This is a genomic window from Kitasatospora sp. NPDC001660, assembly GCF_053596725.1.
On the sequence record NZ_JBSFGU010000003.1, the window covers coordinates 101749 to 126976 of the forward strand.

The window sequence follows — 25228 nt, forward strand, 5'->3', positions numbered from 1 at the left end:
CGCGGGACCCGTCCACCATTGTGCCGTCCGGTGTTCAGCCCAGGGTCGGCAGCTTGATCAGGACCAGCAGCGCGAGCAGCTGGACCGCCGCGGCGCCCGCCGCCTTGCCCCAGGGCAGGTCGTGCACCCGGCGGACCATCGTGGTCAGCAGGAACGCGCAGAACGCCCAGGTGGTCCAGCCGACGACCTGCACGACCGCGCTGCCGGAGGGCAGCACCAGGGCGAGCAGCAGCCGGGGCGCGTCGGTCAGCCAGCCGATCAGCGCGGCCAGGCCGACCGTCGACTTCCAGGGGCCGTCCCCGCCGAGCTGGCGGGCCAGCGCGTAGGTGACCGCGCCGAAGATCGCGCCGGTGACGGTGAAGCCGACCGCGGCGGCGGCCATCCCGGTCAGCGCGACGGTGAAGGTCGAGTTGACGATGTCGTTGTGGGTCAGGCCGATGCCGAGCACCGCGAGCGCGCCGTAGAGGAGCGAGACGGTGAGGGCGGGGAGCCAGACCTGGTGGTCGCGGGTGCGGTCGAAGGTCGCGGCCGGGGCGCGGACGATGCCGAGCAGCAGCTCGCGCCAGTGCGGGCGCGGCCCGCGGACATGCGGTGAGGACTGGCCGCCGGCCCGGTAGACGGCGACGTTGTCCTGACCGTAGTGCGGCTGCTGGGGGTACCCGCCGCCCTGGTCGTACCCCTGGTCGTAGTAGCCCGGCTCCTCGTACCCCTGCGTCGGGTAGTCCTGGTACGGGGGCTGCGCCGCGTACGAGTCGCCGCCGGTCGGGAAGGCCCGGGTGTTCCCGGGCCGGTCGGCGGCGTACGGGTCGTAACCGGCCGGGCCGCCGCCCGGTCCGTGCGGAGCGACCCCCTGGTGCGGGGCCGTGAAGTACTCCGGCCCGTCCGTCTGCCCGTGCCCCCCGGGCGCCCCCGCCGGTGGCGGAGGGGCCGACCACCCGCCGTGGGGGTCGGCGCCCTGACCGCTGTCGTATCGATTACCAGCCACGTTCCGAAGGTACCCGTCCGGCCCAGTCCGCGTCCGTCCCGGACGGAGCCGGGGCCGGTTTGCAGCGAGCCTGAGACGAACGGGTCCGAAAAGCCGGGCCCCTAGCGCTGCGCGGTGACGGTCGGCCCGTGGACGGCCGCCGCGGCGGAGGCGCCGGCCGGGCAGCCGCCCGGGCCGGCCGAGGTGCGGACCGCGCCGACCGGCAGCAGCGTGCCGCAGGCGATCCGGATGCCGCTCGGCAGCTCGTTGTCGGACTCGACGATCGCGCCGTCGCCGATCACCGCGCCGTCCAGCGCCGAGCGGTCGCCGACGGTGGCGAAGGCGCCCACGATGGAGTCCTTGACCAGGGTGCCCGGGCCGATCACCGCGCCCGGCAGGATGACGCTGCCCTCGACGATCGCGCCGGCCTCGACCACCGCGCCCTCGGAGACCACGGAGCCACCGCTGAGCACCGCGCCGGGGTGGACGGTCGCGCCGGGCAGCAGCAGGGCGTCGCCGGTCGGGCCGGGGACGGCCGGGGAGTCGACCTTGCCGAGGACCAGGTCGGCCGAGCCGCGGACGAACGCGCCCGGGGTCCCGAGGTCCAGCCAGTACGAGGTGTCGACGACGCCGCGCAGCAGCGCGCCGGTGGCCAGCAGCTCGGGGAAGGTCTCGCGCTCGACGGACACCTCCCGGCCGGCCGGGATGCGGTCGATGACGGACCGGGTGAAGACGTAGCAGCCGGCGTTGATCTGGTCGGTGACGATCTGCTCCGGCGTCTCCGGCTTCTCCAGGAACTCCAGCACCCGCCCGTCCGCGTCGGTCGGCACGAGGCCGAAGGCGCGCGGGTCCTCCACCCGGGTGAGGTGCAGGGTGACGTCGGCCCCGGCGGCCACGTGGCCGTCGCGCAGGGCGGCGATGTCGACGCCGGACAGGATGTCGCCGTTGAAGACCAGGACCGGCTCGTCCGGGCCGCAGGTGAGCCCGGAGGCGGCGTTGCGGATGGCGCCGCCGGTGCCGAGCGGCTCGCGCTCGGTCAGGTAGACCAGCTCGATGCCGTACGGGGTGCCGTCCTGGAAGTGGTCCTCGAAGACCTCGGCGAGGTAGGAGGTGGCGAGCACCACGCGGGTGACCCCGGCGGCCGCGGCGCGGGCCAGCTGGTGCGCGATGAACGGGACGCCTGCCACCGGCAGCATGGGCTTGGGGGTGTGGGTGGTCAGCGGACGCAGTCGCGTGCCCTTACCACCGACCAGCATGATCGCCTCGGTCATGGTCTGCGCTGTTCCCCTTGTGGTCTCTGCGGCCCGGCCCGGCGGGCCGATACCTCGGTCGTTCGTGTGGACCCGTCCGTCCATTTGTCGTCCGGCCGTCGGCCATCCGTCGTCACAGCCGTCCGGAACGGGTCGACCGGCCCGCGGGCCGGTCTGGCCTACTGTATTTCCTTCCAACCGAATGCCAGTCCGGCGGCTGTGCGATTGGCGTCACTCGCCCGCGGCCCGGGGACGGGGACGGTCCCGCCGAAGCCCCGAAAGCCCGGCCCGGCGGACACCACGAGGGCGTCCGCCGGGCCGGGCACTTGTAGCAGAACTGTCGAACAGCGCAACCGTCGACCGAAGACGCTACGCGTCCACCGTCGCGGGCTCCTCGGCCCCGGCCGGCGGGGTCGCCTTGACCGAGTCGAGCAGCAGCTGGGCCACGTCGACCACCTTCAGGTGCTCCTTGGCCGCGCCCTCGTTCTTCTTGCCGTTGACCGAGTCGGAGAGCATCACCAGGCAGAACGGGCAGGCCGTGGAGACGATGTCCGGGTTGAGCGACAGCGCCTCGTCCACGCGCTCGGTGTTGATCCGCTTGCCGATGCGCTCCTCCATCCACATGCGCGCACCGCCGGCGCCGCAGCAGAAGCCGCGCTCCTTGTGCCGGTGCATCTCCTGCTGGCGCAGACCCGGGACCTTGTCCATGATCTCGCGCGGCGGGCTGTAGACCTTGTTGTGGCGGCCCAGGTAGCAGGGGTCGTGGTAGGTGATCAGGCCCTCGACCGGGTTGACCGGGACGAGCTTGCCCTCGTCGATCAGGTGCTGCAGCAGCTGGGTGTGGTGGATGACCTCGAAGTGGCCGCCCAGCTGCGGGTACTCGTTGGCGATGGTGTTGAAGCAGTGCGGGCAGGTGGCGACGATCCGCTTGACCGGGGCGTCCTCCAGGGCCGCGTTCAGCGTCTCGACGTTCTGCGCGCCGAGCATCTGGAAGAGGAACTCGTTGCCCAGGCGGCGGGCGGAGTCACCGGTGCAGGACTCCTCCTTGCCGAGGATCGCGAACTTCACGCCCGCGGTGTGCAGCAGCTCGGCGAAGGCCTTGGTGGTCTTCTTGGCGCGGTCCTCCAGGGCGCCGGCGCAGCCGACCCAGTAGAGGTACTCGACCTCGGCCGGGTCGATGTCCTCGCCGATCACCGGCACCTCGATGCCGGTCTCCTTCTTGAGCTCCTTGACCCAGTCCAGGCGGGCCTTGGTGGCCATGCCCCACGGGTTGCCCTTGTTCTCCAGGTTCTTGAGCATCGTCCCGGCCTCGGTCGGGAACGAGGACTCGATCATCACCTGGTAGCGGCGCATGTCGACGATGTGGTCGATGTGCTCGATGTCCACCGGGCACTGCTCGACGCAGGCGCCGCAGGTGGTGCAGGACCACAGCACGTCCGGGTCGATGACGCCGTTCTCCTCGGCGGTGCCGATCAGCGGGCGCTCGGCCTCGGCGAGGGCGCCCGCCGGGACGTCCTTGAGCTGTTCGGCCGTTGCCCGCTCCTCGCCTTCGACGGACTTGCCGCCACCGGCCAGCAGGTACGGCGCCTTGCCGTAGGCGTGCTCGCGCAGGCTCATGATGAGCAGCTTCGGCGACAGCGGCTTGCCGGTGTTCCAGGCCGGGCACTGCGACTGGCAGCGGCCGCACTCGGTGCAGGTGGAGAAGTCGAGGATGCCCTTCCAGGAGAAGTGCTCGACCTGGGAGACGCCGAAGACGGCGTCGTCGGCCGGGTCCTCGAAGTCGATCGGCCGGCCGTTGCTGGTCATCGGACGGAGGGCGCCGAGCGCGGTGCCGCCGTCCTCCTCGCGCTTGAAGTAGATGTTGAAGAAGCCGAGGAAGCGGTGCCAGGCCACGCCCATCGAGGGGTTGAGGCCGATGGTGATGGCCCAGGCGAAGGAGATGGAGATCTTCAGCGTCGCGAACAGCCAGATCAGGTTCTCCAGCGTGCCGTGCGACAGGCCGCTCAGCGCGGAGACGATCGGGTACGAGACGAGGTGCGCCGGGCCGTACGAGTCGACGCCGTTGAGGGCGCCCTCCAGGGCGCGCAGCATCAGGATGCACAGGCCGATGCCGAGGATCGTGTACTCGACGTAGAAGGCCTGCCAGGCGATCGAGCCGGCGAAGCGGGACTTGCGGCCGGACCTCGACGGCAGGCTCATCAGCCGGATCACCATCAGGGTCAGGATGCCCAGCGTGGTGAGCGTGCCGACCAGTTCGACGAAGAGCTGCCAGATCATCCAGTGGCCGATGATCGGCAGCTCGAACTCGGCGTCGAAGAGCTGGCCCATCGCGTTGACGATGGTCAGGACCAGGCTGAAGAAGCCGACCGCGACGAACCAGTGGGCGATGCCGACGATCCCCCAGCGGTTCATCCTGGTGTGGCCGATGAACTCGACCGCGACGGTCTTCACGCGCCGGGCGGGCTTGCCGAAGCGCGTGGTGTCCGGCGCGCCGGTCAGCACCACCTTGAAGATGTGCCACGCCGCACGAAGGGCGAGCGCGGTGCCGATCACGAACGTGACCAGCGAGATGACGATCGCTGCTAGCTGCATCGGCTCCGTCTCCTGCGGCTTGCGGTTGAGCAGTCCGGGTTCTACGTCTTTACCAAGGGAGTGTACTCGTCGGTAACTTGCCGGGCCGACGGCCCGGACATTACCGCTCGTCAACAGTTCTCCAGAAGATTCTCAAGGTATGGCGGCAGTCACGTAACTCCACCCCCGCCACCCCGCCCGGGATGACCGGCATCAGCAAAGTTGAGTGCTACGGACTCATAGCTGTTGACGCGGTCCGGTGGGTCATGCATCCTTGAGCCCGTAAAGCTCAACTCTTCCGTGGAGGTATCTACGATGGCACGCGCGGTCGGCATCGACCTCGGCACGACGAACTCGGTCGTCAGCGTTCTGGAGGGTGGCGAGCCCACCGTCATCACGAACGCCGAGGGCGCGCGGACCACGCCGTCCGTCGTCGCCTTCGCGAAGAACGGCGAGGTCCTGGTCGGCGAGGTGGCCAAGCGCCAGGCGGTCACCAACGTCGACCGCACCATCCGCTCGGTCAAGCGCCACATGGGCACCGGGTGGAAGATCAACCTGGACGGCAAGGACTTCAACCCGCAGCAGATCAGCGCCTTCATCCTGCAGAAGCTGAAGCGCGACGCGGAGGCCTACCTGGGCGAGACCGTCACCGACGCGGTCATCACCGTCCCGGCCTACTTCAACGACTCCGAGCGCCAGGCCACCAAGGAGGCCGGTGAGATCGCGGGCCTCAACGTCCTGCGCATCGTCAACGAGCCGACCGCGGCCGCCCTCGCCTACGGCCTGGACAAGGACGACCAGACCATCCTGGTCTTCGACCTCGGCGGCGGCACCTTCGACGTCTCCCTGCTGGAGATCGGCGACGGGGTCGTCGAGGTGAAGGCCACCAACGGTGACAACCACCTCGGTGGTGACGACTGGGACCAGCGCATCGTCGACCACCTGGTCAAGGTGTTCCAGTCCGGCCACGGTGTCGACCTGTCCAAGGACAAGATGGCCGTGCAGCGTCTGCGCGAGGCCGCCGAGAAGGCCAAGATCGAGCTGTCCTCGTCCTCCGAGACCTCGATCAACCTGCCCTACATCACGGCCTCCGCCGAGGGCCCGCTGCACCTGGACGAGAAGCTCACCCGCGCCCAGTTCCAGCAGCTCACCGCCGACCTGCTCGAGCGCTGCAAGATCCCGTTCCACAACGTGATCAAGGACGCCGGCATCTCGCTCTCCGAGATCGACCACGTCGTCCTCGTCGGCGGCTCGACCCGCATGCCGGCCGTCGCCGAGCTCGTCAAGGAGCTGACCGGCGGCAAGGACGCCAACAAGGGCGTCAACCCGGACGAGGTCGTCGCCATCGGCGCCTCGCTCCAGGCCGGTGTCCTCAAGGGCGAGGTCAAGGACGTCCTCCTGCTCGACGTCACCCCGCTGTCCCTCGGCATCGAGACCAAGGGCGGCATCATGACCAAGCTGATCGAGCGCAACACCACGATCCCGACCAAGCGCTCGGAGATCTTCACCACGGCCGAGGACAACCAGCCGTCCGTGCAGATCCAGGTCTACCAGGGCGAGCGCGAGATCGCCGCGTACAACAAGAAGCTCGGCATGTTCGAGCTGACCGGCCTGCCGCCGGCGCCGCGCGGCCTGCCGCAGATCGAGGTCACCTTCGACATCGACGCCAACGGCATCATGCACGTGGCCGCGAAGGACCTCGGCACCGGCAAGGAGCAGAAGATGACCGTCACCGGCGGCTCCTCGCTGCCGAAGGACGAGGTCGACCGCATGCGCCGCGAGGCCGAGCAGTACGCGGACGAGGACCACAAGCGCCGCGAGTCCGTCGAGACCCGCAACTCCGCCGAGCAGCTCGTCTACTCGACCGAGAAGTTCATCGCCGACAACGCCGACAAGCTCCCGGCCGACGTCAAGACCGAGGTCGAGTCCGCCATCGGCGAGCTCAAGGAGGCCCTGAAGGGCGAGGACATCGCGAAGATCCGCGAGGCCTCGGAGAAGGTCTCCACCACCGCGCAGAAGCTCGGCCAGGCCCTCTACGCCAACGCCGACGCCGCCGGTGCCGCCCCCGCCGGCGACTCCGCCGCCCACGGCAAGGACGACGACGTCGTCGACGCCGAGATCGTGGACGAGGAGAAGCACGACAAGCCCAAGGGCGGTGCGGCATGACGGACAAGCCGCAGGGCGGCAAGTCCGGCGACGACTCCGCCGCCGAGGAGGCCGTGATCAAGGCCGCCGAGGAGGCCGCCGCCGGCTCCGGCGACGCGTCGGCCGAGCTGGCCGCCGCCAAGCGCGAGGCCACCGAGCGCACCGCGGACCTCCAGCGCCTCCAGGCCGAGTACCAGAACTACCGCAAGCGGGTCGAGCGCGACCGGCTGACGGTCCGCGAGATCGCGGTCTCCAACATCCTGGAGTCCCTGATCCCGGTCCTGGACGACATCGGCCGCGCCCGCGAGCACGGCGAGGTCACCGGCGGCTTCAAGTCCGTCGCCGAGTCGCTGGAGACGGTCGTCGCCAAGCTGGGCCTCCAGCAGTTCGGCAAGGAGGGCGAGCCCTTCGACCCGACCATGCACGAGGCGCTGATGCACAGCTACTCCTCGGACGTCACCGAGGACACCTGCGTGCAGATCCTCCAGCCCGGCTACCGGATCGGCGAGCGGATCATCCGCCCGGCGATGGTCGCGGTCGCGGAGCCCCAGCCGGGCACCCAGACCACGTCCGGGCCGGACACCGACGCCGCCAAGTCCGACAAGTCGGACAAGGCCGACGGTGGCGCGGACAGCTGACAACCTGCGACAGGTGACAGCCTGTCACAGCTGACAACCAGCGCGCTGCGGAGTCGTACGCCGGCAAGTACGGCGGCCGGCTCCGCAGCGCGCTGTCGGCAACAGGCCTGCGCGACCGGGCTGTTGACAACGCAGTGACGATGGACATCGGGAGGTGGCGGAAGCCATGAGTGGCAAGGACTTTGTCGAGAAGGACTATTACAAGGTCCTCGGCGTGCCCAAGGACGCCACCGCCACCGAGATCAAGAAGACCTACCGGAAGCTGGCGCGCGAGTTCCACCCGGACGCCAACAAGGGCGACGCCAAGGCCGAGGAGCGCTTCAAGGACATCTCCGAGGCGTACGACGTCCTGTCCGACGAGAAGCGCCGCAAGGAGTACGACGAGGCCCGCAGCCTCTTCGCCAACGGCGGCTTCCGCTCCGGCGGGCCCGGCACCGGCAGCTACAGCTTCGACTTCGGCGACCTCTTCAGCGGCAGCCAGGGCGGCAGCGGCGGCATCGGCGACGTCTTCGGCGGCCTCTTCAACCGCGGCGGCCGGCAGGCCCAGCCCCGGCGCGGCGCCGACGTCGAGACCGAGGTCACCCTCTCCTTCGAGGAGGCCGTCGACGGCGCGACCGTCCCGCTGCGGATGACCAGCCAGGCCCCCTGCCGCGTCTGCAATGGCACCGGCGCCAAGTCCGGCACCACCCCGCGGGTCTGCCCGACCTGCGTCGGCGCCGGCACCGTCAGCCGCGGCCAGGGCGCGTTCGCGCTCTCCGAGCCCTGCAAGGACTGCAAGGGCCGCGGCATGATCGTCGACGACCCCTGCACCGACTGCCACGGCAGCGGCCGGGCCAGCTCCGCCCGCACCATGCAGGTCCGCATCCCGGCCGGCGTCCAGGACGCCCAGCGCATCCGGCTCAAGGGCAAGGGCGCCCAGGGCGAACGCGGCGGCCAGCCCGGCGACCTCTACGTCACCGTGCACGTCGACGCGCACCCCGTCTTCGGCCGCAAGGGCGACAACCTCACCGTCACCGTCCCGGTCACCTTTCCCGAGGCCGCGCTGGGCGGCACCATCGAGGTGCCCACGCTGAACGGCCCGGCCGTGAAGCTCAAGCTGCCCCCGGGCAGCGCCAACGGCCTCACCATGCGCGCCCGCGGCAAGGGCGCCACCCGCAAGGACGGCACCCGCGGCGACCTCCTCGTCACCGTCGAGGTCGTGGTGCCGCAGCACGTCACCGGCGACGCGCTGTCCGCCCTGGAGCAGTACCGCGAGGCCACCGCCTCCGACGACCCGCGAGCCGCCCTGTTCCGGGCGGCGAAGGGAGCGTGACGACCAGATGTCCCCGATGACCCCCGACAGCCCGATCGGCCCCGGCCTCGGCGAAGGCCTGCCCGGCGACGGCCGCCGCCCCCGGCGCGCCGCGGCGCCGCCCCCCTACATGCTCACCGAGGACACCCCGGTGTACGTGATCTCGGTGGCCGCCGAACTCTCCGGCCTGCACCCGCAGACCCTGCGCCAGTACGACCGCCTCGGCCTGGTCAGCCCCGACCGCACCGCCGGCCGCGGCCGCCGCTACTCCGCCCGCGACATCCAGCAGCTGCGCGAGGTCCAGCGGCTCTCCCAGGACGAGGGCATCAACCTGGCCGGCATCAAGCGGATCATCGAGCTGGAGAACCAGGTCACCGCCCTCCAGTCGCGCATCGCCGAACTGGCCGACTCCCTGGAGGGCGCCGCCACCGCACTCCAGCAGCGCGAGGCCGCCGTCCACGCCTCCTACCGCCGCGACCTCGTCCCGTACCAGCCCCCGACACCCCAGTCGAGCGCCCTGGTCGTCTGGCGCCCGAAGCGCTGACTCGGTCGCACAGCCCCCAGCCGCCGGCTCCCTCCTGTCCGGGGGGTGCCGGCGGCTCGGCTTTGGTGAGAGGGTTCCACTCGGCCACCTCGGTCAAAAGGAGGTGGAACACCTCGGTCCCGTGCCCGCAATGCGGTCTAAGATCGGCCAGCGAGGTGTCAGCGCATCCTGAGGCCGGATCGTCCATCGAGAAGGAGCCGTGAATGATCGGGAGGGACGAAGCAAATTCGGGCGTCGGCGCGACGGGCACCTTGTCTCCCGGCGCACATGAGCTCTACCTGACAATCATTCGCGAACACGGACGGATTGCCCGCAAAGACGTCGACAACGATGAGCAGAGCAATCTGGCCGAGCTCCTGCAGATAGGGCTGCTCGTACCCGACGCGGATGATCCCCAGGTCCTGGTGGCCGTCGACCCGAAACAGCTCGCGTCCGGACTCAGCGTCATATGGCAGCGCCAGGCCCTCGAACTCCTCTCTCGTGCGGTATCCATACCCGGCGACCTGCAGGGCCTCGCGGACGCATTCCACAAGCCCGAATCAGCGGGCGGCACGATCGAATACGTCCGCGGCAAGGCCGTCATCAACCAGCGCATCAACAACGCCGTCGCCTCGGCAAAAGAAGAGGTACTCGCCGCCCAGCCCGGCGGCCCGCGCCCTCCGGACGTACTCTCCGGCACTCTGGCCGAAGACCTGGAGGACCTGAAGAGAGGTATCTCGACGCGAACGATCTACCATCCGAGTACCCGCTACCATCCGCCCACCAGGGACTACGTGGGGACGCTCACCGAGGCCGGCGGAAAGTTTCGGACCCTCGACGAGCCCTATACCCGGCTGATCATCATCGACAGAATCCTCGCCGTCATTCCGGTGGCCGAGGACCTGAACCTGGCCGCCTTCATCTACGACCCCGCCGTCATACACTTCCTCACTCATGAGGTCTTCGAGCGGAACTGGAACAGAGGGCTCGATTTCAACGGCAGCCGAACCATCCCTCAGCAGGTGGTCTCCAGCCTGCGGCAGACCATAATCGACCTGATGCTGGAAGGCACGAACCACCGAGTGATCGCCCGTCGGCTCGGCATCAGTGAGCGCACCCTGGCACGGCATCTCGCAGAGATGCGCGAGGACTACAACGTGGATTCCCTCTTCCAGCTCGGGTATGCCCTCGCGCGGTCGTCGAGAGAATCCGACAACGCCTCATAGCGCGCCCTCTTCCATTCGCGCCGCGCAGCCGACGAATCAATACCGGAGTGGCGGCGGTCACGTCCAGGAGTGGTCGTTGTCCAGGACGGTGCCGGTGGCCAAGGACGCAACGTCCGCATCGGCGCTGGAAATTGAATAGTTGACATGCACGGAACCGTCTGCACCATGGTCAGTACATGCCACGCCGACGCCCAGCATTGTGAGGACACTGGCGGCTATCGCCACAAGGGCCGCCTTTGCGGCCTGACGCTTACGAGACACTCGCGTACACCCCATCCTCTAGCGACCTGCCGATGCGGAGCCACGCGCGGCACGTCCATCAAACGCTCAAATGCTGCCATACGGCGTTCTGGCTGTCACGGGCGCGTTCAGCTGGCCAGGGGTGTCATCTCTCTGCCATGCAGACGGATGACACCACGCATCAGTGGACTGCCGCGCCTGCTCGGTGGACGATCAACTCACGCCCGCCTCACATGACGCCCGGATCTTCCGATCAGGTCGCTGCACCGGATTGGGCGTCGAAAAGCGATATATCCGTCCAAATTCCGCCAGTCTTATCTCTACGACCAGCGTCGGCAGCGAGCAGCTCAGCCTCGGCGCACTTCCCCCGGAGTCGACATGAGTGAGCCCTACCTGCGTCACCACGACAGCCAGGCCCCCGAGGGTCGGCGTGCACGTGTGTTTCTGGCCGCGCCGCTGATGCGGCTGACCGGGCCGGCGGACAGTGTGGTGACGCTCGCCAGCCGGACGCGGCTGACGACGCTTCGCACCACCCTGCTCCGCAGCGGTGCCGCGGTGTACAGCGCGCACCACAGCGACGCCTGGACCGTCGCCGGCCGGGCGCCGGAGCCGCGGGTTCCGTCGGACTTCCGGGCGCTGCAGTCGGCGGACCTGGTGTTCGCCTACGTCGGAGCGCCGCTGTCGGCGGGGGTGAGCCTGGAACTGGGCTGGGCCTCCGCGCTGCGCAAGCCGATCGTCCTCCTCGTCGACGAGGCCATCACGCACAACCCGCTGATCGCCACCATCGAGCAGGTCGCCCCCGTCCTGCCGCTGGTCTTCGACGACACCTGGTCGCAGGAGGCGCTCAACCACACCGTCGAGACCGCGCTCGACTGGGCCGGCATGGCCCTGTCCCTGCGCGAGGGCTTCTGGACCGCCCCCGGCGAGCAGTTCAACGTCCCCCGCCAGCAGCCCCCCGCGGTCGGCCGCGCCGGCTACTGGCCGTCGGGCGCCGCCACCGGCTGACGCGCGGTCACCCACCGGACTCCCCCGTCCGGGATCCCCGCATCTGCCAGCCCAGTTGGAACAGCGTCTCCGCGTCGTACAGCTCACGCAGCCGGGCGATGTGACCGGCCACGGTCCGCTCGCTCAGCCCCATGCGGCTCGCGATCGCCCGCTGTGTGAGCCCGTTCGCCAGCAGCCGGCCCACCTGCTCGTGGACGGTGGGACCGGTGGCGCCGGCGGCCAGCGCGGCCCAGTTCACGCCCTCGGCCTGCTGCCACTGCTGCTCGAACAGCTCGACCAGGAAGCCCACCGTGGCCGGGTCCTCGACGAAGGCCGCGCTGCCGAAGTCACGAGCGGCGGGGATGACGGCCACCGCACGGTCGAAGATCATCATCTTGGAGAGCTGGAACTGCGTCACGCGGATCTGGCAGCCGAGCTCGGTCAGACCGGCGGCCAGCTTTGCCGTCGGACCATCGAGACGTGCCGCGGCCTCGTACAGCGTCCGGATCGTGCCGCCGCTCGCAGTGAAGCGGCGCATGTGGTCGAGGATGTCGTCCGCGGCGGAGTCCGGGCGGGCGCCGCCCGGTTGGCAGGACAGCGCCTCTCGACGGAGTTCCTCGGCGAGCTGGGAGATGCGGTGCCGGATGTTCTCCTTCCCCTCCAGGATCACGGTCTGCCCGGTGCGCTCGTGCTGTCGAGGCGCGGCATCGTAAGCGGCGGTGAGATCCCCCAGGAGACCGGGGAGTTCCTCCGCCTGGGCGAGCAACCGTGTGCCGGCGGCCCGCAAGTCCGCTCCGATCCGGGCGGTCACCGAGCGCGGATCGACGGCGCTGAGGAAACCGCCCGACACGTAGGGCTTCAGCAGACCGAGATCGAGCAGCGACTGGACCGGCTCCGCGTCCTCGGGCCGGACGTCGGCCATGCGCAGGCGCCCGCCTTCGCGCAGGATCGCCTGGTAGAGCGCGCGGGCGGCGGGGTCGGGGAGGCGGGAGCCGTGGTCACCCATCGGCGTCGCCCCTCAGCTGCCAGCCGAGCTGGAAGAGGGTCCGGGCGCCGTAGCGGTCGCGCAGTCGGGAGATGTGGCCGGCGACGGTGCGTTCGCTCAGGCCCAGGCGGGTGGCGACGGCGCGCTGGGTGAGGCCCTTGCTCAGCATCGTGACGACGCGGTCGGCGGTCCGGCCGGGGGTGGCGCTCGACCAGTCGGTGATGTCGGCCCGGGCCCAGTCGCGTTCGAAGACGGCGGCCATGGCGGTGACGGCGGCGGGGTCGGTGATGAAGGCGGCGGCGCCGTGGTCGGCGCGCGTGGAGACGATGGCGGTCCGCCGGTCGACGATGAGCATCCGGTCGAACGGCTCGTCCAGGACGCGGATCAGCGAGCCGTGCCGGGTCATTTCCCTCGCGTACGCGATCACGTGGGGCTGGCGACGGGCGACGGGCTGGTAGAGGGTCCGGATCCGCCGGCCGCTGGTGAGCAGCGGGAGGTCCTGGCGGAGGGCGAGTTCGAGGGTGTTCGCCTGCCGGGTGCCGGGCTGGGCGGTGAGCAGTTCCTCGTCGCACTCGGCGAGTGCCCGGGAGATCCGCAGGCGGATGGCGTCCTGGCCCTCGACGTGGGTCGCCTCGCCGGTGGGGGAGGTGGTGCGGGGCACGGCGTCGTAGGCGCGGGAGAGCGGGGCGAGGGCGGCGGGGAGGTCTTCGGCGTGGACGAGGAGGCGGGTGGCGCGGGTACGCAGTTCGGCGCCGAGGCGGTCGCCGACGGAACGCGGGTCGACGGCGGTGTAGCCCGCGGCGGTCGGGGTGAGCAGGCCGCGGGCGACGAGGACGGCGAGGGTGGGGCGGTCGGCGGGGGCGAGGTCGTCGGGGCGCAGCTGCCCGCCGCGGCGGATGGCGTCGAGGTAGAGGGCCCGCTCGGCGGCGGTGGGCTCAAGCGCCCACCTCGCTGCGCTCGGCAGGGGCATTCGCCCATGCGCATTCTTCGGATGATGACTTCGCTGCGCTCGCTCATCGGTCATCGCGGGAGCCTCGCATCAGCCAGCCGAGCTGGAAGAGGGTCTGGGCGCCGTAGCGGTCGCGCAGTCGGGAGATGTGGCCGGCGACGGTGCGTTCGCTCAGACCCAGGCGGGTGGCGACGGCGCGCTGGGTGAGGCCTCGGGCGAGCAGGCGGCCGACCCGGTCGGGGGTGCTGCGGGCGGGGCCGTGGCCGAGGGCGGCGGCGGCCTCGGTGGTGTCGGCGCGGGCCCAGTCCCGTTCGAACGCGCCGACCAGGTAGGTGATGGCGGCGGGGTCGGTGATGAAGGCGGCGGTGCTGTTGTCCTCGCTCGCGGAGATCACGGCGACGGTGCGGTCGAAGACGATGAGCCGCTGGAAGGGCTCGTCGAGGATGCGGATCAGCGAGCCGTGCCGGGTGACCTCGTCGGCATAGGCGAGGGCGGGCTGGTCGGCGAACGCGACCGGCTGGTAGATGGTGCGCAACGAGCAGCCGCGCTGGAGGAGTTGGACGTCCTGGAGCAGGGCGACCTGGAGCGTGTCGGCGGGCCGGTGGCCGGGCTGGGCGGTGAGGACCTCGGTGCGGCAGTCGGAGACGAGCTGGGAGATCCGCTGGCGGATGTGGACGTGGCCCTCGACGTAGACGGCGCCGCCGGCCCGGCCGGCCGGGCGGGGCATCGCGTCGTAGGCGCGGGTGAGGCCGTCGAGGGCGCCGGGGAGGTTCTCGGCGCGCACGAGCAGCCGGGTGGCCTCGCTGCGGAGTTCGGCGCCGAGGCGGTCGCTGACGGAGCGCGGGCTGACGGCGGTGTAGCAGGCGTCCAACGCGTTGGGCATCAACAGGCCGATGTCGACGAGCTGGTGCAGGGCGGCGTGGTCGGTCTCGTGGACGCCGCAGAACGGGATCCGGCCGCCCTCGGCGAGGATCGAGAGGTAGAGCTGACGGGCCGCCTCGTCGGGTTCGCCCGCTCCGGTGAGTCCGCCCGCGCCGGTGCCGGTGTGGCCCCCCGCGTACTGGCCGTGGTCCGGTGCGACCGCCGGTTCCGCCGTCACGTCGAACTCTCCCTGCCGGACGCCCTTCGGATGTGCCTGCCCCCGTGTCCCGTGTCCCCGCCGTCCGCGGCCGCGAGGGCCCGGCGGTCACGGTACCGGGCGGCCGGCGGACCCCTGGGGCCCGGGTGCCGTCGCACGTCCGGGAGGCCCAGGGGCCGCCTTGCCACGCCATGCCTAGGCGCTTCCGGCGAGGCGGAGCAGCAACGCCTCGCCGACTCCGGTTCCGGGGGCCATCACCACACATGGCGTCCCGGCCGGCGCTCTTCCCCCGTTATGCAGGCACGGGATGTCCTGCATCCATTTGAAGAGCAAGTCGCCACCATCGGGCCGCGGTTGCCCGGACGACTTGGCGTGACTCCACCATCACAGCGTGACCGCCGGTGAACAAGTGCCACCCGAGTGCAGGTTCTCGCAATTGCAGCTATCCGCACGGCGGGCCGGTTCCGACAGGCCGGGCGGCGGGCCGGATTCCGGTAAACGCCAAGGCTGGTGGGGTGTGCGGACGACCCCTGAAACCGGCCCGGTCGGCGGCGGACGGGCAGAAGCGGCCTGCGCGTTCCTGCAGCCGCGCGATTCCCGCGGCCCCGCGGCCGGCCCCGGCTTCCGGAACCGGAAGCCGGGGCGCCGCTCACCGCGCCAGCAGCCGCCCGCGCACCAGCCCGGCCACCGTGCCGCTCGCCGCGGCCACCCAGGCGACGGCCAGCAGCGCGTACAGCCCGACGGCCAGCCCGGAGAACCCGCCGAAGCCGGTGTGCCGGGCGAGCGCCGAGACGCCGGTGACGCAGGTGCCGACCGGGAAGGTGTACGCCCACCAGGTCATCGCGAACGGCATGCCGGCCCGCCGGGCGCGCAGGTTGGCGGTGAGCGCGACGGCCAGCCAGAGCATCGCGACGCCGATCACGGCCACGCCGTACAGCTCGGCGAGGGCCGTCATGGCGGGCGCCAGCGCGGGGAGCACCGGACGGGCGGCGTCGGCGAGCTGGTGGACGGCGGTGACGGACTGGCCGAGCGGCCCGAGCACCAGGAACAGCGCCGGGGTGAGCACGAGGGCCGGCACCTTGCTGTGGAAGAGCCCGGTGAACACGACCGGCAGCAGCACCAGGGTGGCGAGCAGCCCGACGCCGAACAGCCCCCAGCAGGCGTACAGCATGGCCTGCTGCGGCAGGCCGGCCGGCAGGTGCGGGACGAGGGCCGGGCCGCAGGCCGAGGCGACCAGCGGGGCGACGACGGGCAGCAGCCAGGTCGGGTCGGCCTCCAGCGCGGAGACCGGGTGCCTGGTGATCATCAGGTACGGGATGCCGCCGGCGACGGCGAGCGCGTACAGGGTGCCGACGGTCCAGAGCACGGCGTCGATCGCCACGGCCGGCCCGGTGCCGATCACGTGCGAGCCGAGCAGCAGCGTGCCGAGGCCGACCGCCAGCAGGGCCATCGGCGGGCAGCCGTAGAAGACGGCGGTGGCCGGGTTGTCCAGCAGCTGGGTACGGGCGGCCTCGCGGTGCCGGGTGAGGTGCACCAGCCGCGCACCGCCGAGCACCAGCAGGGCGGCCAGGCCGAGCGCCCACATCACCTCGCCGAAGCCGACCAGCCCGGGCGGGCGGACCGGCAGGAGGGCCGCGCCGTTGCCGAGGATCGCGGTGCCCATGACGGCGGCGTACCAGTTGGGGCCGAGCTGGGCGAGGTCGAACCGGGGACGGGCGACGGAGCGGCGGGTGAGCGGACGGACATCGGCCAAGGTGGACATGGCACCACCGTCGCTCCGCGAGGCCGCGGCCGGTAGCGCCCGCCGCTCTATGAGGACATAGCCTGAACCTATGGCCCTCTCCCCGCGCGTCCCCGAACTCGGCGCCCTGGAGCTGCTGCTCGCGGTGGCCCGGCTGGGCAGCGTCGGCCGGGCGGCGGCCGAGCTGGGCGTCAGCCAGCCGACCGCGAGCGCCCGGATCAAGGGCATGGAACGGCAGATCGGCGTCCCGCTGCTGGAACGCTCCCCCCGGGGCAGCCGGCCGACCGAGGCGGGCCGGCTGGTGGTCGAGTGGGCCGGGCACGTGGTGGAGGCGGCGCAGGCGCTGGACGCCGGGATCGACGCGCTGCGCGGGCGGCGGGACGCCAAGCTGACGGTGGTCGCCAGCCTGACCGTCGCCGAGTACCTGATGCCGGGCTGGCTGCTGGCGCTCGCCGAGGCCAGTCCGGGCACGGCGGTGACGCTGCGGACGGCGAACTCGGCGGAGGTCGCCGGGCGGGTGCTGGCCGGGGAGGCGGACCTCGGCTTCGTCGAGGGCCCGTCCACCCCGCCCGGGCTGGCCGGCGCCGTGGTGGCCGCGGACCGGCTGGTGGTCGTGGTGGCGCCCGGCCACCCGTGGGCGCGCCGCCGGGCGCCGCTGACCGGGCCCGAACTGGCCGGGACGCCGCTGGTGCTGCGCGAGCCGGGGTCGGGCACCCGGGAGGTGCTGGAGATGGCGCTGGCCCCGTACGGGGGCGCGGCGCGGCCGCGGCTGGAGCTGGCCTCGTCGACGGCGCTGAAGGCGGCGGCCATGACCGGCGCGGGGCCGGTCTGCCTGAGCGAGCTGGCGGTGATGGAGGAGCTGGCGACCCGGCGGCTGGTCGCGGTGCCGCTGGCGCCGGGGCTCGACCTGCGGCGCCCGCTGCGCGCGGTGTGGCCGGCCGGGCAGCGGCCGGGCGGGCCGGCCCGGGAGCTGCTGGTGCTGACCCGGCGTGCCCCCCGGGCATCGCGGGTGCCGCAGAAAAATCAAACCTGAGCGGAATAGACTCAACTTAGTGCATGCTGTTGGTAGCAGCAGTGAAGGACGACGAGGGAGGACCCCCCAGCAGTGGACGCCAGCAAGTTCACCACCAAGACGCAGGACGCCCTGTCCGCCGCGATCCGGCAGGCCGGCGCGGCCGGGAACCCGGACGTCAAGCCGGTGCACATCCTGATCGCCCTGCTGGAGCAGCCCGAGGGCATCGCCGGGCCGCTGCTGGAGGCGGTCGGCGCCGACGCCGCGCGGATCGACGCCGAGGCCCGCCGCCAGCTGACCGCGCTGCCCAGCGCGAGCGGCTCGACGGTCGCCGCCCCGCAGCTCGCCCGGGACACCCTCGCGGTGCTCACCGAGGCCGGCAGGCGCGCCGACGACCTCGACGACCAGTACGTCTCCACCGAGCACCTGATGGTCGGCCTGGCCGCCGAGGGCGGGCCGGTCGCCGAGCTGCTGGTGCGCCAGGGCGCGACGCCCAAGGCGCTGCTGGCCGCGTTCAAGGACGTGCGCGGCAGCGGCCGGGTCACCTCGCCGGACCCGGAGGGCACCTACAAGGCGCTGGAGAAGTACGGCACCGACCTCACCCAGGCCGCCCGGGACGGCAAGCTCGACCCGGTGATCGGCCGGGACCAGGAGATCCGCCGGGTCGTCCAGGTGCTCTCCCGCCGCACCAAGAACAACCCGGTGCTGATCGGCGAGCCCGGCGTCGGCAAGACGGCCGTGGTCGAGGGCCTGGCCCAGCGCATCGTGGCCGGCGACGTGCCGGAGTCGCTGCGCGGCAAGCGGCTGGTCGCGCTGGACCTCGGCGCGATGGTCGCGGGCGCCAAGTACCGCGGCGAGTTCGAGGAGCGGCTGAAGGCCGTCCTCAACGACATCAAGCAGAGCGACGGCCAGGTCGTCACCTTCATCGACGAGCTGCACACCATGGTCGGCGCGGGCGCCGGCGGCGACTCGGCGATGGACGCCGGCAACATGCTCAAGCCGATGCTGGCCCGCGGCGAGCTGCGGATGGTCGGCGCCACCACGCTGGACGAGTACCGCGAGCGGATCGAGAAGGACGCCGCGCTGGAGCGCCGCTTCCAGCAGGTGCTGGTCGGCGAGCCCAGCGTGGAGGACTCGATCGCCATCCTGCGCGGCCTCAAGGGCCGGTACGAGGCGCACCACAAGGTGCAGATCGCGGACGCCGCGCTGGTCGCCGCGGCCACCCTGTCCAACCGCTACATCACCTCCCGCTTCCTGCCCGACAAGGCGATCGACCTGGTCGACGAGGCGGCCTCCCGGCTGCGGATGGAGATCGACTCCTCCCCCGTCGAGATCGACGAACTCCAGCGCTCCGTCGACCGGTTGCGCATGGAGGAGCTCGCGCTGGAGAAGGAGTCGGACCCGGCCTCGGTCGACCGCCTCGCCCGGCTGCGGCGCGATCTCGCCGACAAGAGCGAGCAGTTGAGCGTGCTGACGGCGCGCTGGGAGCAGGAGAAGAAGAGCCTCAACCGGGTCGGCGAGCTCAAGGAGCGCCTGGACGACCTGCACGGCACCCTCGAACGGGCCCAGCGCGACGGGGACTTCGAGCGCGCCTCGAAGCTGATGTACGCCGAGATCCCGGCCGCCGAGAAGGAGCTCACCGACGCCCAGGAGCGCGCCGCGACCGCGAACACCGAGTCCGGGTCCAGCTCCACCTCGATGGTCAAGGAAGAGGTCGGCCCGGACGACGTGGCCGACGTCGTCGCCTCCTGGACGGGCATCCCGGCCGGCCGTCTGATGGAGGGCGAGAGCGCCAAACTCCTGCGCATGGAGGAGGAGTTGGGCAAGCGGCTGATCGGCCAGACGGAGGCCGTGCAGGCCGTGTCGGACGCGGTGCGCCGCACCCGCTCCGGCATCGCCGACCCGGACCGCCCGACCGGCTCGTTCCTGTTCCTCGGCCCGACCGGCGTCGGCAAGACCGAACTGGCCAAGGCGCTGGCCGACTTCCTGTTCGACGACGAGCGGGCGATGGTCCGCATCGACATGAGCGAGTACGGCGAGAAGCACTCCGTCTCCCGCCTGGTCGGCGCCCCGCCCGGGTACGTCGGCTACGAGGAGGGCGGCCAGCTCACCGAGGCGGTCCGCCGCCGCCCGTACAGCGTCGTGCTGCTGGACGAGGTGGAGAAGGCCCACCCGGAGGTCTTCGACGTGCTGCTCCAGGTGCTGGACGACGGCCGGCTCACCGACGGCCAGGGCCGCACGGTGGACTTCCGCAACTCGATCCTGGTCCTCACCTCCAACCTGGGCAGCCAGTTCCTCGTGGACCCGGCCATCCCGGAGGACCGGAAGAAGCAGCTGGTGCTGGACTCCGTCCGGGCCGCGTTCAAGCCGGAGTTCCTCAACCGGCTGGACGACATCGTGGTCTTCGACCCGCTGGGCACCGGCGAGCTGAGCCGGATCGTCGACCTCCAGGTGGCCCGCCTCGGCGAGCGGCTGCGCGAGCGGCGGCTCACCCTCCAGGTCTCCGAGGCCGCGCGCGACTGGCTGGCCCTCACCGGATACGACCCGGCGTACGGCGCCCGCCCGCTGCGGCGGCTGGTGCAGTCCGCGATCGGCGACCAGCTGGCGCGGGCGATCCTCTCCGGCCAGGTGCACGACGGCGACACCGTCCTGGTCGAGCGGGACGAGGCGCACGACCGGCTCACCGTCCGCGCTCGCGGACCGCTGGAGAAGTAGTCGACGACCGCGCGCGGGCCGTCGCTCCCAAGGGGGCGGCGGCCCCGTCCGCACGTCGGGAAAGCGCCGCGCCCCGGAGGCCGCAACACCACCCGGTACGAAGATCGACGGACGGCCGGGTACCCCTGTGAGGCGGGCCCGGGATGAGGCAGGATGGGAAGTGGAAAGGGCGGCCTCTCTTGCCGGCCACCACGTGCACTGAGGAAGAGGACCCCCATGAGCATCGACCCGTCGTCCATCCCGTCGTTCGGCGCCCCCCAGGGCGGGCAGCCTGGCGGCCAGGGACGGCCGGCCGGCCCTCCGCCGATCGTCGTCCCGGACCAGAACCTGGTCACCCAGCTGCTGGACCAGATGCAGCTCAAGCACGTCGTGGACGAGGAGGGCGACCTCACCGCCCCCTGGGAGGGCTTCCGCGTCTACTACATGTTCCGCGGTGAGCAGAAGGAGCTCTTCGCGGTGCGCGCCTTCTACGACCGCGCGTACCCGCTGGAGCGGAAGGGCGAGATCCTCGACCTGATCGACGAGTGGAACCGCGAGACCCTCTGGCCGAAGGTCTACACCCACACCCACGAGGACGGCGTGGTCCGCCTGATCGGCGAGGCCCAGATGATCGTCGGCACCGGCGTCAACCTGGACTACTTCGTCACCACCACCGCCAACTGGACCCAGGCCTCGGTCGGCTTCGAGCAGTGGATCGTCGAGCGCCTCGGCCTGCAGAAGGACATCGAGGGCGAGGAGGGCGAGGGCGAGGCCCCCGAGGGCACCGACGAGGACTGATCGCTCCCCCCGACGCGTCGGGACGGCCCGCCACCGCACGCACCGGTGGCGGGCCGTCCTTGTCCCCGGCCCCCGCCTGCCCCAGGATGGGGCCGACGACGACGCGGGAGGAGCCGTGATGGGTACGAGGCCGCTGCTGAACCGCAGGCTGGCGGGCATGGGGACGACGATCTTCGCCGAGATGTCCGCCCTGGCCACCGCCACCGGCTCGATCAACCTCGGCCAGGGCTTCCCGGACACCGACGGGCCCGAGGAGATCCGCGAGGCGGCCGTACGGGCCCTGCGCGAGGGCCGCGGCAACCAGTACCCGCCCGGCCCCGGCATCCCCGAGCTGCGCCGGGCGATCGCGGAGCACCAGCGGCGCTTCTACGGCCTCTCGTACGACCCGGACACCGAGGTGCTGGTCACCGCCGGCGCCACCGAGGCCCTCGCCGCCGCCCTGCTCGCGCTGCTGGAGCCCGGCGACGAGGTGATCGCCCTCGAACCCTTCTACGACTCCTACGCCGCCTGCATCGCGATGGCCGGGGCCACCCGCGTCCCGCTCACCCTCCGGGCGCCCTCGTTCCGCCCGGACCTGGACGAACTGCGCGCCCTGATCACCCCGCGCACCCGCCTCCTGCTCCTCAACACCCCGCACAACCCCACCGGCACCGTCCTCACCGCCGACGAGCTCGCGACGATCGCCGCGCTCGCCGTCGAGCACGACCTCCTGGTGATCACCGACGAGGTCTACGAGCACCTCGTCTTCGGCGCCGCCCACCACCCCATCGCCGCCCTGCCCGGCATGCGCGAGCGGACCGTCGCCGTCTCCTCCGCCGGCAAGACCTTCTCCTTCACCGGCTGGAAGGTCGGCTGGGTGACGGCGAGCCCGGCCCTCGTCTCGGCCGTCCGCACCGCGAAGCAGTACCTGACCTACGTCAGCGCGGGCCCGTTCCAGTACGCCGTCGCCGAGGCGCTCGCGCTGCCCGACGAGTACTTCGACACCTTCCGCTCCGACCTGCTGCGCAAGCGCGACCTGCTCGCCGAGGGGCTCGCCGAGGCCGGCTTCCGCGTCTTCAACCCCGAGGGCACGTACTTCATCACCACCGACATCACGCCGCTCGGCGAGAAGGACGGCATCGAGTTCTGCCGGGCCCTGCCCGAGCGCTGCGGCGTCGTCGCGATCCCGAACGCCGTGTTCTACGACAACACCGACGCCGGGCGCAGTCTGGTCCGCTTCACCTTCTGCAAGAAGGACGACGTGCTCACCGAGGCGGTCTCGCGGCTCCGGCAGCTCTGACGGCCCTGTCGGCCCCAACGGCCCCATCGTTCTGATGTTTCGTCAACTGACCTTCCATATAAGCCCTGTTGATGCCTGAGAGGCAATCACCTCAGCCTCCTTGGCACACGCCGCCGCCCGCCGGGCCCACCACCCGGCGGGCGGCGGCGCATTCGGCGCACGGCCCGCGCACAACCCGCGCGCACGGCGCACAGCCCGGAGCATGGAGCGCACGCTGTGCAGACTCGCACACCGGGTCGATCGGAGCCGGGAAGCCGGAGTGCTCGAACCGGTGAATGCTTGACACAGTTGGGTAAATCCCCGACGGACCCGGCGTATTCATGCTTCTCTGCTGCTGAATCTCCAGCCGGAATCCTTCCTTCCACGGTCGGCCGCGCCCAGCGCCGCACAGCCACGAACAGCCTCGCCATCGCCTAGGCCTAGTCGCTGCTGCTTCGGCGGGCGCGCACGGAGCTGAAACGCGGAGCCGAGCATGCTCACCACACTGCAGACCTCCTACACGGACACCCGCGCCGGTGACCTGGCGTGGCGCCTGGGCGGCGAACCGCTGCCCGCTCTCGCGGTCCGCGACCTGAGACTCGACGGCGACGGCCGCACCGGCACGACCGACACCCTCCAGCTGCGGCTGCTCGGCGCCTCGCACCAGGTGGTCATCGCGGCCGGCCCGGGCGAGTGCCTGGAGACCGTCGCCTGCCTGCCCGGCCGCCGCACCCCGCTGCCCGCCCGGGTGGCCAAACAGGTGGGCGGCTGGGAGTACGAGTTCGCCGCCCGCATCGAGGTGCTGCCGCCGCACGACTTCGCGGCCCGCGCCCAGGAGCTCCTGGCCCTCGTCGAGGGCCACCCGCGCGGCCTGGCCGGGATCTTCCCCGGCGACCCGAGCGCCTTCACCGCGCTGGTCACCCAGGGCGGCGTGGACCGGCTGCTCTGGCGCACCTGGCACGCCTATCCGCAGGAGGGGCAGCTGGTCTGCACGCGCTCCTCGCTCGTGGTGCCGCAGCCGTGAACCACACCGGCCGAGGGGGCGGCGACGAGCCCGCCATGATCCTTGAATCGCACGCTGGAACGATTCGTCAACCGGGCGCCCCCCACAGTCCGTCGGATGGGTGCAGCTATCCATCCCGCACGTCGCCTAGCGTTTGTTCGTGATCAATCATCCAGCCGGTCCGCCCACGCACCCGGGCCTCGACCTCGACGACGACAGCCCACCCCGGCCCGGGCGGAACCTCACCCCGCTGCCCGCCCGCCGCCGGTCCCGGCTGCGCTCCCACCCCCGGCTGGCCCGCCTCACCGTCCTGCTGGCCGCGTTCGTCTGCGCGGCCTGCGGACTCGTGTACGAGCTCGAACTCGTCGCGCTCGGCGACTACCTGCTCGACGACACCGTCACCCAGACCTCCGTCGTGCTCTCCGTCATGGTGTTCGCGATGGGCCTCGGCTCGCTGCTCGCCAAACGCCTCACCCGCCGCCCCGCCACCGCCTTCGCCCTCGTCGAGTGCGCCCTCGCACTCACCGGCGGCCTCTCCGTCCTCGCCCTGTACTCCTGCTGGGCCTGGATCGGCCGCTACCAGGCCGCCATGGTCGGCCTCACCTGCCTGATCGGCATCCTCATCGGCGCCGAGATCCCGCTCCTGATGACCCTCATCCAGCGGATCCGCCGCGAGGACGCCGGCCGGGCCACGGCCGACCTCTTCGCCGCCGACTACGTCGGCGCGCTCATCGGCGGCCTCGCCTTCCCGTTCCTCATCCTCCCCGCCCTCGGCCCGGGCACCGGCGCCCTCGTCACCGGCGCCGTCAACGCCGTCTCCGGAGCCGCCGTCGTGCTCTGGCTGTTCCGGGAGGAACCGGCCCCCCGGATACGCCTGCTGCTCTGGGCCGGCTGCGGGCTCGTCCTCGCCCTCCTCGCCGGCGCCGCAGCCGGCTCCGACGCCATCGAGCGCGCCGCCCGACACGCGCTCTACGGCGCCGACATCCGCTACGCCACCCACAGCCGCCACCAGGAGATCGTCCTCGCCGGGCCCGCCGACGGCCCGCTCCGGCTCTACCTCGACGGCCGGCTCGCCGTCTGCGGGCCCGACGAGTACCGCGGCAGCGAGGCCCTCGTCCACCCCGCCATGGCCGCCGGCCCGGACGCCCGCGTGCTGCTCCTCGGCGGCGGCGACGGGCTCGCCCTGCGGGAGGTGCTCCGGCACGGCGGGGCCCGCACGGTGCGGGTCGTCGACCCCGACCCCGTGCTCACCGGGCTCGCGCGCACCGACCCGGGCCTCGCCGCCCTCACCGGGCACTCCCTCGACGACCCCCGGGTCCGGACCACCACCGCCGACCCCCTGGAATGGATGCGGCACTCCCCCGACGACCACCCGTACGACGTCGTCGTCGCCGACCTGCCGGCCCCGGACGACGGCGGGCCGGTGAAGTTCCACTCCCAGGAGTTCTACGGCCTCGCCAGCCGGCTGCTCGCCCCCGGCGGCCGCATCGCCGTCCGGGCCGGCGGGGACGGGCACGGGCTCTGGCAGGTCGAGTCCGGGCTCAGGGCGGCCGGCCTGCGGACCGTCCCGTACGCCGTCCAGGGCACCGCCGCGGCGAGCTGCCGGCCCGCTGCGGCGGAGGGCACCCAGGACTTCCTGCTCGCTTCCGCGGCCGAACCACCGCTCACCCTCGCCGCGGACGCCCCGCCCCCGCGCGCCCTCACCGCCGACGCCCTGGGCGAGGCGGCCACCCGCCTCACCGCCCTCCGCCCGGCCCACCCCCCGGCCGCCTTCACCCTGCTGGGGCCACGCTGAACGCGGTGGACCGGGGCAGCCGCCCCGCGTGCTCCACGTACGGCCTGCGGCGCAGGGGGCGGGTGTCGGGGGTGGCGGAAAAC

19 protein-coding genes are annotated in these 25228 nt (G+C 71.9%); 12 read left to right on the top strand and 7 right to left on the bottom strand.

Annotated features, from left to right (window positions below; translation table 11 throughout):
• Positions 1-34: 34 nt before the first annotated feature.
• From ACWCXH_RS04090 to ACWCXH_RS04100, 3 genes are all read right to left on the bottom strand, one after another.
• On the bottom strand, positions 35-985 hold the full coding sequence (locus tag ACWCXH_RS04090; protein ID WP_449799749.1) for a Yip1 family protein: 951 nt from the start codon (positions 983-985) through the stop codon (positions 35-37).
• 101 nt (positions 986-1086) lie between these two features.
• The gene (locus tag ACWCXH_RS04095) at positions 1087-2235 is read right to left on the bottom strand and encodes a sugar phosphate nucleotidyltransferase (RefSeq protein ID WP_449799750.1); all 1149 of its coding nucleotides are present in this window, start codon (positions 2233-2235) and stop codon (positions 1087-1089) included.
• 348 nt (positions 2236-2583) lie between these two features.
• Positions 2584-4806 carry a (Fe-S)-binding protein gene (locus tag ACWCXH_RS04100; RefSeq protein ID WP_449799751.1) on the bottom strand — a complete coding sequence of 741 codons (2223 nt, stop codon included), beginning with the start codon at positions 4804-4806 and terminating at the stop codon, positions 2584-2586.
• A 294-nt stretch (positions 4807-5100) separates the two neighbouring features.
• On the opposite strand from ACWCXH_RS04100, the gene dnaK reads away from it, so the two are divergent.
• The 6 genes from dnaK (at position 5101) to ACWCXH_RS04130 (ending at position 11853) form a co-directional block, all read left to right on the top strand.
• Complete coding sequence (dnaK, locus tag ACWCXH_RS04105; RefSeq protein WP_449799752.1) at positions 5101-6951, top strand: molecular chaperone DnaK; 1851 nt, start codon at positions 5101-5103, stop codon at positions 6949-6951.
• Positions 6948-7568 (top strand): nucleotide exchange factor GrpE, encoded by a 621-nt coding sequence (grpE, locus tag ACWCXH_RS04110; protein WP_449799753.1) that lies wholly within the window; start codon positions 6948-6950, stop codon positions 7566-7568. Before dnaK ends, grpE begins: the two co-directional genes overlap by 4 nt.
• 166 nt (positions 7569-7734) lie before the next feature.
• A complete protein-coding gene (gene dnaJ, locus ACWCXH_RS04115) occupies positions 7735-8880 on the top strand; it encodes a molecular chaperone DnaJ (protein ID WP_449799754.1) in 1146 nt (381 codons plus the stop codon).
• 7 nt (positions 8881-8887) lie between these two features.
• Positions 8888-9403 (top strand): heat shock protein transcriptional repressor HspR, encoded by a 516-nt coding sequence (locus ACWCXH_RS04120; protein WP_449799755.1) that lies wholly within the window; start codon positions 8888-8890, stop codon positions 9401-9403.
• Positions 9404-9606: 203 nt separating this feature from the next.
• Complete coding sequence (locus tag ACWCXH_RS04125) at positions 9607-10608, top strand: LuxR family transcriptional regulator (RefSeq protein ID WP_449799756.1); 1002 nt, start codon at positions 9607-9609, stop codon at positions 10606-10608.
• Positions 10609-11226: 618 nt separating this feature from the next.
• Entirely contained in the window at positions 11227-11853 is a 627-nt protein-coding gene (locus ACWCXH_RS04130; protein WP_449799757.1) for a hypothetical protein, read from the top strand.
• 7 nt (positions 11854-11860) lie between these two features.
• Here ACWCXH_RS04130 and ACWCXH_RS04135 read toward each other — a convergent pair whose 3' ends face one another.
• The 4 genes from ACWCXH_RS04135 to ACWCXH_RS04150 all read right to left on the bottom strand — a co-directional run bounded on the left by ACWCXH_RS04135 (position 11861) and on the right by ACWCXH_RS04150 (position 16606).
• Entirely contained in the window at positions 11861-12838 is a 978-nt protein-coding gene (locus ACWCXH_RS04135) for a LuxR C-terminal-related transcriptional regulator (protein WP_449799758.1), read from the bottom strand.
• A complete protein-coding gene (locus tag ACWCXH_RS04140) occupies positions 12831-13787 on the bottom strand; it encodes a LuxR C-terminal-related transcriptional regulator (protein WP_449799759.1) in 957 nt (318 codons plus the stop codon). The genes ACWCXH_RS04135 and ACWCXH_RS04140 overlap by 8 nt, the downstream gene beginning before the upstream one ends.
• A 43-nt stretch (positions 13788-13830) precedes the next feature.
• Positions 13831-14865, bottom strand: a complete 1035-nt coding sequence (locus ACWCXH_RS04145) for a LuxR C-terminal-related transcriptional regulator (RefSeq protein WP_449799760.1) — start codon at positions 14863-14865, stop codon at positions 13831-13833.
• 628 nt (positions 14866-15493) lie between these two features.
• The gene (locus tag ACWCXH_RS04150) at positions 15494-16606 is read right to left on the bottom strand and encodes a TDT family transporter (RefSeq protein WP_449799761.1); all 1113 of its coding nucleotides are present in this window, start codon (positions 16604-16606) and stop codon (positions 15494-15496) included.
• 70 nt (positions 16607-16676) lie between these two features.
• Here ACWCXH_RS04150 and ACWCXH_RS04155 point away from each other — a divergent pair, with 70 nt between their 5' ends.
• The 6 genes from ACWCXH_RS04155 to ACWCXH_RS04180 all read left to right on the top strand — a co-directional run bounded on the left by ACWCXH_RS04155 (position 16677) and on the right by ACWCXH_RS04180 (position 25145).
• On the top strand, positions 16677-17618 hold the full coding sequence (locus ACWCXH_RS04155; RefSeq protein ID WP_449799762.1) for a LysR family transcriptional regulator: 942 nt from the start codon (positions 16677-16679) through the stop codon (positions 17616-17618).
• Positions 17619-17690: 72 nt separating this feature from the next.
• A complete protein-coding gene (gene clpB, locus ACWCXH_RS04160) occupies positions 17691-20312 on the top strand; it encodes an ATP-dependent chaperone ClpB (RefSeq protein WP_449799763.1) in 2622 nt (873 codons plus the stop codon).
• A 216-nt stretch (positions 20313-20528) separates the two neighbouring features.
• On the top strand, positions 20529-21089 hold the full coding sequence (locus ACWCXH_RS04165) for a YbjN domain-containing protein (protein ID WP_449799764.1): 561 nt from the start codon (positions 20529-20531) through the stop codon (positions 21087-21089).
• 118 nt (positions 21090-21207) lie between these two features.
• Complete coding sequence (locus tag ACWCXH_RS04170; RefSeq protein WP_449799765.1) at positions 21208-22368, top strand: pyridoxal phosphate-dependent aminotransferase; 1161 nt, start codon at positions 21208-21210, stop codon at positions 22366-22368.
• Positions 22369-22840: 472 nt separating this feature from the next.
• Positions 22841-23371, top strand: a complete 531-nt coding sequence (locus tag ACWCXH_RS04175; RefSeq protein ID WP_449799766.1) for a DUF2617 family protein — start codon at positions 22841-22843, stop codon at positions 23369-23371.
• A gap of 139 nt (positions 23372-23510) precedes the next feature.
• Positions 23511-25145 (top strand): fused MFS/spermidine synthase, encoded by a 1635-nt coding sequence (locus ACWCXH_RS04180; RefSeq protein ID WP_449799767.1) that lies wholly within the window; start codon positions 23511-23513, stop codon positions 25143-25145.
• The last annotated feature ends 83 nt before the right edge of the window (positions 25146-25228 follow it).